This is a genomic window from Paenibacillus sp. S150 (assembly GCF_019352175.1).
Taxonomy (GTDB): Bacteria; Bacillota; Bacilli; order Paenibacillales; family Paenibacillaceae; genus Paenibacillus_AQ.
Genome location: NZ_JACBYI010000029.1, coordinates 28,724 through 42,401, shown reverse-complemented (window position 1 = coordinate 42,401; position 13,678 = coordinate 28,724). Strand labels below are relative to the sequence as shown.

Below are 13,678 nucleotides of genomic sequence, written 5' to 3'. Positions count from 1 at the left end.
AATGTGCTGCCTTAGTTATACTTTTTACCACTAAAATGGCTGCCCCTTTGATTAATGTGTTTCAGGTTCATCTTAATGTAGGTGTGTTTTCAGGGAAGGCATAGCCGCTTTGTGCTGCAGCACTGCTTGATACCGGCCGGGACAGGTGTACAGGCGAACTGCGGCACACTCGAATAGACTGTTGTGAAGATGAAACCTTAACGCAGATGGCATTGGGTTTTATTGAGTTATTTATTTGAGCGGCTATACAACTTTTAGGAGGGATAATATGGCACAGCCGGTAACGAAAAAGCAAGTGATGAAGCTGGTAGGCAAAAATATTGTCGCGGTGAAAAAGGATGGCACCAAAGTAATGGGCAAGCTGCTGCGTGTTTCGGGCAACCGTCTGGTTTTACAACGGATCAGCGGTAAAAAAGTGCAAACGAAGGCGTTGATCCCGCTGGTGCTGTTCGACCTGCTGGCCATAGGCACGGCTCCTTACGGATATGGCGGAGGATATGGCGGAGGTTACGGCTATGGCCCCGGACCTTACGGCGGCTACGGACCTGGATATGGACCCGGGTATGGACCCGGTTACGGTGTTCCGCCCATCGGATTCTTTTAAGCTCTGAATCTGCTGGCCAAAGGCTTTTCAAATTCATAGCAGAAATTTTGCGGCTGGTAACGGGCTACGCTGTAGCCCAATTTTTGATAAAAGGAAATGCCCGGCGCATTGCCGGTATCCACAGAAACCTTGGCCCGCTGACACCCGCGTGATAGTGCAAACCGCTCCGCTCTGTCCATGAGCATATTTCCCCAGCGTTTGCGCCTCGCGGCAGGGGCTATGGCCAGCATGTCAATGTACAGCAAATCTCCATGCAGCATAAAGTGTACAAATCCCAGCGGATCGCTCTCATAATCCGGACAAGCCACAAGGGTGACTCCTTGACCCAGACGCCGGGGCAGATCTTTTCTGACCTGGCTGATTACGGTCTGCGGAAGATGCGATAATGGAACCAGCTGTTTTTCGATCAAGTCAAGAATGACGGCGTCATCCTGCCTGGGCCTGCGGTAACGAATCATATAAGCGCTCCCTTCACGCATTGTCGTACATCATATGCCGGCAGGGGTGTGGGCGTTCCGGCAGGGTTAGAACAACGTTTTGTGACGATTGCAGAAAAGATGGGTATTGACTAACCGTGTGAGGAATCATATAATGTGTCTAAACATTTTAACGAATATACATGTATCGGCAATGATGAGGACGAAGTTTTAAGGGCTCTTTTGTTCAGAGAGTGAGAGGAATTGCTGCAACCTCCACCAGAATCCCTTATATACGAGCTCACCTCGGAGCTGTTTCCCTGAAAGGTCCACAGGCAAGAGCTGTGGAATTATTAGGGGGAATCGTATGGTCCGCGTTAGGGACTTCAGGTTACAAAGATTTGGGCCCTGCCTACATCGATGGATTTTTGTTACCTGATAAGGCGTTGCATCGCGAGATGCAATGCAAACATGGGTGGTACCACGGAAGAACAACCTTTCGTCCCTCACGCGCTTCTCTTCTGCGCGTGGGAGGCGGAAGGTTTTTTTGTTGCCCGGAACCTTAACAGCTGCATAAACGACGGTCTGTCATTTTCATAATGAATGTTAACTATCGAAGGGAGGATTACTGATGAGCGCACAAATACCGGAAGCGCAGTCTATAGAGCAGTTACGTGATAAATGGAAAAATCCCGAGGTGATTACGGGTTCCGAAGTGCTGCTGCGCAGCCTTGTAATGGAAGGGGTAGATACCGTCTTCGGATATCCGGGGGGTGCAGTATTATATATCTACGATGCTCTTCATGGCTTCACCGATTTCAAGCATATCCTGACACGCCATGAGCAGGGTGCGATTCATGCGGCTGACGGTTATGCCAGAGCCAGCGGCAAAGCAGGGGTATGCATTGCCACCTCGGGGCCGGGGGCTACGAACCTGGTAACCGGCATTGCCACCGCCTTTATGGACTCCGTTCCACTGGTGGTCATTACCGGCAATGTCTTTTCCAGCCTGATTGGAACCGATGCCTTTCAGGAAGCGGATATTACAGGCATTACGATGCCGATTACGAAGCACAGCTACCTGGTGCGCGATGTTGAGGATCTTCCGCGCATTATTCATGAAGCCTTCCATATCGCCAACACCGGCCGCAAAGGTCCGGTATTGATCGATATCCCGAAGGACGTATCGGCTGCCAAGACTTTGTATAGTCCGGTGAAACAGCAAGGCGTTAATCTCCGCGGCTACAATCCGCGTACGGTTCCGAACAAGCTCCAGCTGGATAAGCTGATCCGTGCCATCTCGGCGGCGGAACGCCCGATCATTATTGCCGGCGGGGGCGTTATCTACTCCGGAGCCCACGAAGCCATGTACGAATTCGTGAAGCGTACGGAGATTCCAATCACGACAACCTTGCTTGGGCTGGGCTGTTATCCAAGTGCGGAAGAGCTGTGGATGGGAATGCCCGGCATGCACGGGACATACACGGCCAACAATGCCATTCAGCAATGTGATCTGCTGATTAATATCGGCGCCCGGTTTGATGACCGTGTGACCGGCAAGCTGGACGGCTTTGCCCCAAAAGCGAAAATCGTTCATATCGATATCGATCCGGCGGAAATCGGCAAAAATGTATCGCCTGATATTCCGATCGTCGGAGATGTGAAGACGGTACTGCAATTGCTGATCCCTGAAGTGGGCCGTGCGGCCAACGCCGATGCCTGGAGAACGCAGATTGCCGAGTGGAAGCTGAGCTATCCGCTGCGCTATAACGATTCTGACACCGAGCTGAAGCCGCAGTGGGTGATTCAGATGATCAACGACACCACCAGGGGCGAAGCGATTGTGACTACGGATGTAGGACAGCATCAGATGTGGGCCGCGCAATATTATAAGTTCAATCATCCGCGCTCATGGATCACTTCGGGGGGCCTGGGAACGATGGGCTTCGGGTTCCCGTCAGCTATCGGAGCGCAAATGGCGCAACCGGAACGGCTGGTTGTCTCCATTAACGGCGACGGCGGCATGCAGATGTGTTCACAGGAGCTGGCGATTTGTGCGATTAACAACATCCCGGTCAAAATTGTCGTAATCAACAACCAGGTTCTGGGGATGGTCCGCCAGTGGCAGAACCTTATCTATGAGAAGCGCTACAGCTATACTGACCTCGCGGGCAGTCCGGATTTTGTGAAGCTGGCTGAAGCGTACGGGGTAAAAGGACTTCGGGCAACGAACAAGGAAGAAGCAGGCGCTGCGTGGAAGGAAGCACTGGAAACGCCGGGACCCGTTCTGGTAGAATTCGTTGTTCCTAAGGACGAGAATGTCTACCCGATGGTAACTCAAGGGTCAACCATCGATCAAATGCTGATGGGGGATGAATGACAGTGATGAGGCATACGATTGCTGTGCTTGTGAATGACCAGCCGGGTGTGCTGCAGCGGGTATCGGGCCTGTTCGGCCGCCGGGGCTTCAATATTGAGAGCATCACCGTCGGGCAGTCCGAAGAAGCCGGATTGTCCCGCATGGTGATTGTTACGCTGGGCGACCAGCACACCCTTGAGCAGATTGAGAAGCAGCTCTACAAGCTGATTGATGTGATCAAGGTAGTGGATCTTGGCTCCAAGCCCATGGTTGCGCGTGAGCTGGCCCTGATCAAGGTCAAAGCGGACCCGGCCGAGCGGCCGGAAATTATGGGCGTTGTCGAGACCTTCCGCGCGTCTGTAGTGGATATCGGCACAACAACCCTGCTGGTGCAGGTGGTTGGAGATACCCGGAAGATTGATGCCATGATTGAGCTGCTCAAGCCTTACGGCATCAAAGAGCTGAGCCGCACGGGCGTTACGGCAATGATTCGGGGAAATGCCTGATTGTTACGGAAGCCGCCTCTTTAGGAGGCCGGCTAAGTTGTTTCCACTTGCAGCTTTAACGGATTGCTGCTTGTTTGCATTAATCTGATAAGATGATGGTAAGGCTTTTCCCGCGAAAGAGCGGGGGCTTGAAGAGCAGCCGATCCAGTCTTAAGGCAATGGCGGCTCTTGAAGCACCCGCTCTTTACGATGGGTCCCAAATTAAAGGAGGATATTGACAATGGCAGTGACAACGTACTATGAACAGGATGCAGAACTCAGTGTATTAAAAGGGAAGACAATTGCAGTAATCGGGTACGGCAGCCAAGGGCATGCCCAGGCGCAGAACCTGCGCGACAGCGGTCTTCAGGTTGTCATCGGCCTGCGTGAAGGCAAATCCTTCGAAACCGCCAAAAACGACGGCTTTGAAGTCCTGCCGGTAGCTGAAGCGGTATCCCGCGCGGATGTAGTGCAAATTCTGATGCCGGACGAAACACAGGCATCCGTATATAAAAACGAAATTGAACCCAACCTCAAAAACGGTGCGGCTCTGATGTTCTCCCACGGCTTCAACGTGCATTTCGGCCAGATTGTAGCGCCTAAGGATGCGGATGTGCTGCTGGTGGCGCCGAAATCCCCGGGTCACATGGTTCGCCGCACTTATGTTGAAGGCTTCGGCGTTCCCGGCCTGATCGCCATTGAACAGGATGCCAGCGGCAATGCCCAGGCGATTGGCCTTGCTTATGCCAAAGGCATCGGCTGTACACGTGCAGGGGTTATCGAAACCTCGTTCCGTGAAGAAACCGAAACCGATTTGTTCGGTGAGCAGGCGGTTCTTTGCGGCGGCGTATCCGCGCTGATCAAAGCCGGCTTCGAGACGCTTACAGAAGCAGGCTATGCTCCGGAAATGGCATATTTCGAATGTCTCCATGAAATGAAGCTGATCGTTGACCTTGTATATGAAGGCGGACTCGCCACTATGCGCGATTCCATCAGCAACACTGCTGAATATGGCGATTATGTAACCGGTCCGCGCATCATTACAGATGAGACCAAAAAAGCCATGAAAGAAGTGCTCAGCGATATCCAGCAAGGTAAATTTGCCCGCGACTTTATCCTTGAGAACCAATCCGGCCGCGCCTTCCTGACGGCAACCCGCCGTAATGAAGCCGCTCATCCGGTTGAAGTAGTCGGCAGCCAGCTGCGCGAAATGATGCATTGGATCAAGAAATAGGCTCATATACTTGCAATTAGAAGCTACTATAGTGTGATTCTCGAATGCGGCCGTAACTTTGCGGGCCGCATTTGAGGGTTTAAGCACAATTTTTTTCAGGAGGTGCTCAGCTTGCGGAAAATATATGTGTTCGACACGACGCTGCGTGATGGAGAGCAGTCGCCGGGAGTAAACCTGAACACACGTGAGAAGGTAGAGATCGCATACCAGCTGGAGAAGCTGGGAATTGACCGGATGGAAGCGGGCTTTCCCGCTGCTTCACCCGGAGATCTCGCTGCGGTGAACGCGGTGGCGAGAGCCGTGAAGAATGTTACGTTGATTGGCCTCTCCCGTTCCAGGGAGAGCGACATCGATGCGGTTAGAGAAGCGCTTCAAGGAGCGCAGGACCCTTGTATTCATATTTTCCTGGCAACTTCACCGATTCACAGGCAGCATAAGCTGCGCATGGAAAAGGCCCAGGTGCTGGAAACCGCGCAGGCGGCGATCCGCTATGCCAAGAAGTATTTCTCCAAGCTGGAATTTTCGCTGGAGGATGCCGGACGCACGGAGCGTGACTTCATGGCTGAAGTGGTCGCGATGGCGATCCGTGAAGGGGCAAACGTGGTTAATATTCCGGATACCGTAGGATACCTGAACCCGTCCGAATACGGGGCGATCTTCAAGTTTCTTAAGGACACCGTGCCGGATATTGAGAAGGTTCAGCTTAGCGCGCACTGTCATAATGACCTGGGAATGGCTACGGCGAATACGCTGGCAGCGATCCAGAATGGCGCGGATCAGATCGAAGGCACGATCAACGGCATCGGGGAACGCGCCGGGAACACGGCTATTGAAGAGGTGGCGCTGGCGCTGGAGACACGCAGCGAGTTTTTTAATGCGAGGACCTCGCTGGTGCTGTCCGAGATTTCCCGCACCAGCCGTCTGGTCAGCAAGCTGACCGGCATGGTCGTCCCCGGCAATAAGGCGATTGTCGGTGCCAATGCCTTTGCCCATGAGTCCGGGATTCACCAGGATGGCATGCTGAAGGAGAAAACCACCTATGAGATCATGACACCGGAAACCATCGGACTCAAGGAGAGCAAGCTGGTGCTTGGCAAGCACTCCGGACGCCATGCGTTTCGCGATAAGCTGGGTGATCTGGGCTATGCTCTTACCGAGGAAGAGCTGAATACAGCTTTTGCCAAATTCAAGGATCTGGCGGATAAGAAGAAGGAAGTTTCCGACGAGGACATTCTGGCCTTGCTGGAAGAAAAGCTGATTGATACACCTGAAGTGTTCAGCTTGCAGACGATTTATGTCACTTACGGCAATGAGGCTGTTCCAACGGCCAAGGTTATCATTAACGGGCCGGAGCCGCAGCCGATTGTTTCCGTTGCCGAGGGCAACGGCTCGGTAGACGCAATCTATAACGCCATTGATCAGGCCACCGGTGAGGAAGTTACGCTGGGAGACTACTCCATTAAGGCGGTAAGCCGGGGCAAGGACGCCCAGGGTGAAGTCCATGTTGTTTTGTCTCAGGGCGAGGTTGCCGCGCAGGGCCGCGGACTCAGCACGGATATCCTTGAGGCGAGTGCCAGAGCCTATTTGAACGCACTGAACAAACTGCTGGAGAAACGTAAAACCTATACCAGGCGTGATCATGCCAACCTGTAGAATCATGTGGCATGCCATGTAGCATGTTTTGATGAATAGAGCCATACCCCGCCAAAAAATCGCCAGCCCCAAAGCATATAAAGAGAATGCAAAGACACCCGCAGCCCGCGGGTGTCTTTGGCATGCACTATTGAACTGTGGCATGTGGAGGCCAGGTTATAGGCTTCGCAGATTATGCTGCTTCCATTTGTCATACCAGCGCTTGATATTGGCCGGCAGCTCGATGTTGAGCTCCCGGTTCAGGAGATCCGTAAGAATGTGATACTGCTCCTCAACTGCCGAGCGTTCGCCGATGCTGTCATAGACCTTCATCAATCCCAAATGGCCCTGTTCAAAATAGGGCTGGAGCTGTACAACCCGCTGGTATACCGTTACAGCTTCAGCAATTCTCCCGCTGGCAGTATAGAACTCGGCGATGCCCATCGCATGATGCAGCCAAATGGTCCGCAGCCGCTGCCTTTCCCCTTCAGCCCACAAATAATCGTAGTCGCTCAGGTAATCGCCCGAATAGAAATCGAACAACCGCTGATGTTCCCCATAGTTGTCCGGATTGATAGCATTCAGGGCAAGAATGTCCTTCTCCCATTCGTAGCTGTCAACCAGCAGAGCGCCAGTTTCCAGAGTATATCCTTCTCCTCCGCTGACATTGCTGATCTGCAGCTCAATCCCCCCCTGCTTCAGGCATTGCCGCACCTGATAGACAGTCGTATAGAGATGAGTGGAGGCTTTTTTGAGATTAAAATCCGGCCAGAGGAGCTCGATCAAGGTATCCTTGCTGACGAACCGGTTGCGGTTATGATACAAATAGGCGAATAATTCCTGGGCCTTGGAGGTGCGCCAGCGAATGTTGGGCAGCGGCTGGCCGCCGCGCTCAAAGCGCAAGGACTGAAAGCTGCGGATCATGATCTTATCCGCAGTCTTGCTGCTGTTCAACTTCGACTGGTTCAGCCGGTCTTCCAGCCGCCGGATGGTCTTGAGCAGGCGGTCCCGTCGTACAGGCTTCAGTACATAATCGAGGGCATACAGCTCAAAGGCCTCCACGGCATAGCTGTTATATGCGGTCACGAACACGATGCTTGCCCTTGGACACAGGCTTTGCATTACCTCCGCTGCCTGCACCCCATTCATTTCAGGCATATCAATATCGAGGAAAATAACATCCGGGTCCAGTCTTGAAGCCGCACTGACCGCCTCTGACGGATCAGTGTAGGCAGCGACCACATTTACAGTTTTCAACTCTTCCAGCATCAGCTTCAGCTTCATGAGGGCAAGCCGTTCATCGTCCACCAGCAGGGCTTGAATCATTTTTATCCCACCACTTCATTAAGGTTTGTTGTCTTCTCGGGTGATATTAAGCTATCCAGGGGAAGAATAAAGCTGGCCGCAGCGCCTTGATTCAGCCGCCTCTGCCTCTGCAGCCCTTTGCCGCCGCACGAGGCGCGTCTGGTGTTCAGCAAGCCGGCTGCTGCCTCTGGTAGGGTTGAAAATGCTATTTTTAGCCATAATCTTAGCTAAATTCGACACAAACGCCGGTTTTCCTTCTAAGCGGTGTGTTCCTGCTGTAGGATATAGTGGTTGGAGCAGTTATGAGGCAAACTCAAAAATTAATCGAAGCAGCTGCAGGGGATGCAGGATGTCCGGCGTCTAACATTATGAAGCTGAAGGAGGGGAGTACTACTTGGAAGAGGCGGAGTGGATTTCTGCCGTGCTGAACGGACAGCATCAGGCCTTTGGGCATTTGGTGTCGCGTTATCAAGGCATGGTATATCGGATATGCGTCAAGATTACAGGAGAAGCCGAGTCGGCCAAGGATATGGCCCAGGAGGTCTTCATCAAAGCCTATAAGGCGCTCCCTTCCTTCAGAGGGCAAGCATCATTCTCCACATGGCTGTACCGGATTGCTTACCGGACCTGCCTGGACTGGAAACGGGCCAATGACAGGGAATGGCGGCACCGCAGTATGGCGGATTATACCGAGAATGACTGGGTGACATCGCAGACGCCTGAGCATGCGCTGCTTCGCAAGGAAGCCTCGGAGGAGCTGGGCGAGAATCTTAACAATCTCACGGAACCGTACCGGTCGGTCGTGCAGATGTACTATTTTCAGCGGCACTCCTATCAGGAGATTGCCGAGCAGAAAGGCGTTTCGGTAAAAACAGTAGAATCGCAGCTGTATCGGGCCAGACAGATGATGCGCAAAAACGGGGAGGAATGGCGATGAATTGTGCAACAGTAAAAGAATGGATGCCGCATTATATCGAAGGCCTGCTGTCTCCTGAAGCGGAGCTGAGAATCCGTCTGCACACCGAGTCTTGTCCCGATTGCGCACGGTGGCTGGAGGAAGCGAGAGAAATGTCTGCCCTGTGGAATGAAATGGAGAGCGGACAGGACCCCTTGGCAACACTGGATGTTCCTGATATTACCGCCGGTGTGATGGCTCAAATTGAAAGGCTGGAGACAGGGCGCCGGGAACAGGCGGCAAGGGCGACAATGGCCAGACGCCGTACAGCTCCCAAAACCTCCTGGGTGCACTATGGAGTCGCTGTCGGACTGACCTTTCTGCTGCTGCAGCTTGGCGTGTTCAAGGATATGGCATACGGCATTACTGAGATTAACGGGCATATGTCCACATCGGTCAGCGCCTGGCTTAACCCTGACGGCTTAAATAAATGAATAAATCGGCAATTTCAAAGCAATTTCAAATAGGAGGATATTACATGATTAAGAAAAGACGCTGGCTCACTTTTTTTCTGGCTATGATCCCTGGACTCGGACATCTGTATTTAGGCTTCAAAAAAATGGGGCTGGAATATATGATTGGAGCATCACTGTGCATTATATTTATTCCTTCCATGCCTACGGTTTTTCCGTTCGCGCTGGCTGCCCTGTGGTTCTATCAATTATTTGATGCCCTTCAGAAAGCGGCCTGGATGAAAATATCCGCCGAAGAGCATGAACGCATGATGTTCCACCCGGACAGCTACGGGGTGCCCTGGAGCATGGGGATGCCTGCCGGTCCGGCTTATCCGAACGATGATGTGAATCCGGTCTGGGTAGGTTTCGGCTGTGTGGCTGCGGGAATACTGCTGCTGATTATTACCACCTTCCCGGGACTCTGGGATTTGCTTACCGACATGAATATCGGATCGATTCTGCTGTCGCTGGCCCTGATCGGCTATGGGCTGAGAATGCTGAAGAAAAATCCAAAAGTATAGAGAAATGGGGAAATGAACAATGGCGAGATGGAAGATCGGCAGTTTTACCGCAGCCTTGGGCTGCATCATCTTGGGAGTCATTATCGTACTGGCCCAATTTGATGTGATTAATTACGGGGCGCTGGGTTATCTCTGGCCTGCACTGCTTATATTGTTCGGGCTGGAGACACTGCTGCGGATATTCATCAAATCAGATGCCAAAACCCGGGTCAGCGGCTGGGCTATTGTCCTGATAGTGGTACTGGTTGCCGCCAGCGGGGCACAGACTGTGCTGGCCGGAGGCTCGCTCAGCGGGATTTTCGGGAACAGGCAGCTGGTTCCGGTGGAAGGAACAGCAGAGGTGCAGGCGGGGATCAAAAAGGTGAAGATTGAATTGCCGAACGGCAAGGTGAAGGTTGAAGGCGCGGATGAAGGCATATTGAAGTATGAGGGAAATCTTGAGCAGCCGGGCAGTTCCGCCGCCGAGGCCTCCAGCGCACTTGAACGGAATTGGACAGTTACTGCCGAAGGTGACACTTTGACTATGAAGCTGGATGGGCCTTCGGGCTGGCTGGCGAATATTCATATTGGAATTAATATCAATAATCCTTATCTGAACGTCACTCTCCCCCGGAATTTGGAGGTGGAGGTCGAAACCAGCGACGGATCAATAGAAGCCTCCAACCTGGAGTCCGGCATTGAAGTGGATACCAGCAATGGCAGGCTGGACATTCACGATGTGGCCGGCGGCGTGGATGCGCATACGAGCAACGGCACGCTCACTGTACAGAATGTGCAAGGGGAAGTGAAGCTCGTCACCTCCAACGGTGCACTCAACCTGGGCAATATCGATGGCTCATTGTCGGCCAAGAGCAGCAACGGCAAGATTACGATTAACTCGGCGGTCACAGGCGACTGGGAATGCGCATCCAGCAATGGCAAGATCGAGGTTGGCCTGCCGGCGGTAACGGATGCGACAATCACTGCAGACACCAGCAACGGTTCCCTGAAGGGCAATGTCAGCTGGGATGGCGGCGATGATAACCACGGAACCGCCGTACTTGGCAGCGGAACACATAAGGTGTCCCTGTCCACCAGCAACGGGTCGGTGACCGTGGATACGGCACAATAAAGACTGCCGCAGGCAGAGGGATAGTTTATGGCACGAGTTATATGAATTCTTATAAAATAAGGAGCGGCGGCCCCTGGCAGTATTACTGCCCCGGGCTTCCGCTCCTTTAGACTGTGAAGAAATGCAGCAGCGAATTAATCTGCAGCATCAGAATTCCTGATCGCGCCTGTTATGGCTCTTACCAGGCATACGCTTTAGGCGCTGCTCCCCCCGGACCGGGGAAGATCTCATCCAGACGCTTCAACACGGACTCGTCCAGCACGGTCTCCAGGCTGCGCAGTGCGCTCTCGAGCTGCTCCAGCGTACGCGGTCCGATGATCGGCGCCGTAACCGCGGGATTCGCCAGCAGCCAGGCGAGAGCGATGCTGTCCTGCGGTTCGCCAAGCTCAAGGCTCAAATCGGCAAAGGCCTCAAGCTGGCTTTTATGCTGTTCTACGCGCTCAGCGTTGCCGCCGCTGCGGCTGCCCTCGATTTTTTTGAGCGCATTGCGGCCAAGCAGACCTCCGTCGAGCGGGCTCCAGGGAATAATCCCAAGCCCGAGATTCTGGGAGGCAGGCAGCACCTCAAGCTCCGGCAGGCGGCAGGTGAGGCTGTATTTATGCTGCTCCGATACAAGCCCAAGGAACCCGCGGGCCTTGGCTTCCTGCTGGGCAACGGCGATATCCCAGCCGGCGAAGTTGCTGGAGCCGGCATAGCCGATTTTGCCCTGGCTGACGGCAAGCTCAAAAGCGCTCCACAGCTCGTCCCAGGACACGCTGCGGTCTACATGGTGCATTTGATACAGCTCGATATGATCGGTCTGCAGGCGCTGCAGCGAGCCCTCCAGGTGGCGGCGGATAATATAGGAAGAGAGACCGCTTTCATCATTCGGACCGTCAAGCTTGTCGCTCATGGCGCCATAGACCTTGGTAGCCAGCACGACCTTTTCCCGCCGTCCGCCGCCCTGCTTGAACCAGCGGCCAATAATCGTCTCCGTAAGCCCGGAGTTCTCCCCCCAGCCATAAACGTTAGCGGTATCGAAGAAGTTGACTCCGGCATCCAGTGCGGCGTCCATAATGCGGAAGGCTTCCTTCTCGTCCGTAATCGGACCGAAATTCATCGTCCCCAGACAGAGCCGGCTAACCTTCATACCAGATTTGCCAAGCTTAGCATATTGCACCTCATAACCACTCCTTTAAGTATAATGGCCAAGCCCCTAGCCCAACACTTGCATACTAATTGTAAACAACTTGAGAATGAAGAGCAAATTACCCGGAATGGCCGGCCGTTCCGCCGCTGAAAGCTTGTTTATAGGCTTAACCTATCACTTCCATAGAATCTATATCTTTGTCCTTTGCCCTTGGTTATGATACAACAGTATACAGAAGAACTATGTCTGCGAGCAGCAGTAAATCAGAGGAGTGACGGGAATGAGCGAGGTCAAAAAAATCGCCGTGATTGCCGGGGACGGCATCGGGCCTGAAGTTGTGGATGAAGCGCTAAAAGTATTGAAAAAAACAGAGGAGCTATTCGGCTACGCCTTCGAAACGGAGCGGGCGCTGTTCGGCGGAATTGCGATTGATGAACGGGGAACACCGCTGCCGGAGGACACGCTGGAAATCTGCCGCAGTGCAGATGCCGTGCTGCTGGGTGCGGTCGGCGGACCGAAATGGGATAACAATCCGAAGGAACTGCGTCCCGAAACAGGGCTGCTGGGTATCCGCAAGGCGCTGGGACTGTTCTCCAATCTGCGTCCGGCTGTTGTATTTGACTGCCTGAAGGATGCTTCGACACTGAAGCCGGAAGTGCTTGAAGGCACTGATCTCATGGTGGTGCGCGAGCTGACAGGCGGCATTTATTTCGGAGAGAAGCTGCGCCGGCAAGGTGAATCCGGCGAAGAAGCCGTGGATACGTGCGTCTATAACGTAACGGAAGTGGAGCGCATTGTGCGCCAGGCCTTTGAAATTGCCGGCAAACGCCGCAATAAGCTGGCGAGTGTCGATAAAGCAAATGTTCTGGAAACCTCCCGTCTCTGGCGCGAGGTTGTGAACAGGGTTGCCCCGGAATATCCGCAGGTGGAGCTGGAGCATGTGCTGGTGGATAACTGTGCAATGCAGCTGCTGCGCCGTCCATCCAGCTTTGATGTCATAGTGACCGAGAACATGTTCGGCGATATTCTGAGCGACGAAGCTGCAATGCTGACCGGATCGATCGGCATGCTGGCTTCGGCATCTCTGGGTGAAGGCAGCTATGGCCTGTATGAACCGGTGCATGGCTCTGCGCCTGACATCGCCGGACAAGGCCTGGCTAACCCGATCGCAACGATTCTGTCGCTTGCCCTGATGTTCCGTATGACCTTTGGCTATGAGGCGGCCGCGGCGGCGATTGAGACCGCTGTGGCTGAGGTGCTGGATGCGGGACACCGCACGAGCGATATTGCTGTAGACAAGAGCAAGGCCATCAGCACCACTGAGATGGGCGATCTCATTGTGGCGGCTATCCGCAAAGCGTAGGCCAATAACACAGCGGTTCTTGCTTTGACGCAGAAAAACAAAAAACTTCACAAAAAATTGCTTATTTATAATAATTATAAAAAAGTAATGAATGTAATATTGACTTTGA

13 protein-coding genes are annotated in these 13,678 nt (G+C 53.4%); 10 read left to right on the top strand and 3 right to left on the bottom strand.

The features are described from left to right. Window positions 1-268: 268 nt before the first annotated feature. A complete protein-coding gene (locus HYD27_RS22145) occupies window positions 269-604 on the top strand; it encodes a hypothetical protein (RefSeq protein WP_219218726.1) in 336 nt (111 codons plus the stop codon). Here HYD27_RS22145 and HYD27_RS22140 read toward each other — a convergent pair. Beyond that, complete coding sequence (locus tag HYD27_RS22140; protein WP_219218782.1) at window positions 601-1,062, bottom strand: GNAT family N-acetyltransferase; 462 nt, start codon at window positions 1,060-1,062, stop codon at window positions 601-603. The genes HYD27_RS22145 and HYD27_RS22140 overlap by 4 nt on opposite strands. A gap of 589 nt (window positions 1,063-1,651) precedes the next feature. Between HYD27_RS22140 and ilvB the strand changes: the two genes are divergently transcribed. The 4 genes from ilvB to HYD27_RS22120 all read left to right on the top strand — a co-directional run bounded on the left by ilvB (window position 1,652) and on the right by HYD27_RS22120 (window position 6,751). Beyond that, entirely contained in the window at window positions 1,652-3,400 is a 1,749-nt protein-coding gene (gene ilvB / locus HYD27_RS22135) for a biosynthetic-type acetolactate synthase large subunit (RefSeq protein WP_219218725.1), read from the top strand. Then, a complete protein-coding gene (gene ilvN, locus HYD27_RS22130; RefSeq protein ID WP_219218724.1) occupies window positions 3,397-3,885 on the top strand; it encodes an acetolactate synthase small subunit in 489 nt (162 codons plus the stop codon). Before ilvB ends, ilvN begins: the two co-directional genes overlap by 4 nt. 220 nt (window positions 3,886-4,105) lie before the next feature. Continuing rightward, window positions 4,106-5,098: a ketol-acid reductoisomerase gene (gene ilvC / locus HYD27_RS22125; protein WP_219218723.1), complete on the top strand. Its 993-nt coding sequence runs from the start codon at window positions 4,106-4,108 to the stop codon at window positions 5,096-5,098. A 111-nt stretch (window positions 5,099-5,209) separates the two neighbouring features. Further along, on the top strand, window positions 5,210-6,751 hold the full coding sequence (locus HYD27_RS22120) for a 2-isopropylmalate synthase (RefSeq protein ID WP_219218722.1): 1,542 nt from the start codon (window positions 5,210-5,212) through the stop codon (window positions 6,749-6,751). A gap of 156 nt (window positions 6,752-6,907) precedes the next feature. Here the strand turns inward: HYD27_RS22120 and HYD27_RS22115 are convergent, their stop codons facing one another. Then, window positions 6,908-8,056, bottom strand: coding sequence for a response regulator (locus HYD27_RS22115; RefSeq protein ID WP_219218721.1), 1,149 nt, complete (start codon window positions 8,054-8,056; stop codon window positions 6,908-6,910). A gap of 373 nt (window positions 8,057-8,429) precedes the next feature. On the opposite strand from HYD27_RS22115, the gene HYD27_RS22110 reads away from it, so the two are divergent. The 4 genes from HYD27_RS22110 to HYD27_RS22095 are packed head-to-tail and all read left to right on the top strand — an operon-like array spanning window position 8,430 to window position 11,077. After that, complete coding sequence (locus HYD27_RS22110) at window positions 8,430-8,972, top strand: RNA polymerase sigma factor (RefSeq protein ID WP_219218720.1); 543 nt, start codon at window positions 8,430-8,432, stop codon at window positions 8,970-8,972. After that, window positions 8,969-9,424, top strand: a complete 456-nt coding sequence (locus HYD27_RS22105) for an anti-sigma factor family protein (RefSeq protein WP_219218717.1) — start codon at window positions 8,969-8,971, stop codon at window positions 9,422-9,424. The genes HYD27_RS22110 and HYD27_RS22105 overlap by 4 nt, the downstream gene beginning before the upstream one ends. A gap of 44 nt (window positions 9,425-9,468) precedes the next feature. Beyond that, window positions 9,469-9,966 (top strand): hypothetical protein, encoded by a 498-nt coding sequence (locus HYD27_RS22100; RefSeq protein ID WP_219218715.1) that lies wholly within the window; start codon window positions 9,469-9,471, stop codon window positions 9,964-9,966. Between the two features lie 19 nt (window positions 9,967-9,985). Then, window positions 9,986-11,077 (top strand): LiaF transmembrane domain-containing protein, encoded by a 1,092-nt coding sequence (locus HYD27_RS22095; protein ID WP_219218713.1) that lies wholly within the window; start codon window positions 9,986-9,988, stop codon window positions 11,075-11,077. A 178-nt stretch (window positions 11,078-11,255) separates the two neighbouring features. Here HYD27_RS22095 and HYD27_RS22090 read toward each other — a convergent pair whose 3' ends face one another. Continuing rightward, complete coding sequence (locus HYD27_RS22090) at window positions 11,256-12,236, bottom strand: aldo/keto reductase (protein ID WP_219218710.1); 981 nt, start codon at window positions 12,234-12,236, stop codon at window positions 11,256-11,258. Window positions 12,237-12,486: 250 nt separating this feature from the next. Between HYD27_RS22090 and leuB the strand changes: the two genes are divergently transcribed. Next, window positions 12,487-13,569, top strand: a complete 1,083-nt coding sequence (leuB, locus tag HYD27_RS22085) for a 3-isopropylmalate dehydrogenase (protein WP_219218709.1) — start codon at window positions 12,487-12,489, stop codon at window positions 13,567-13,569. Window positions 13,570-13,678: the final 109 nt, after the last annotated feature.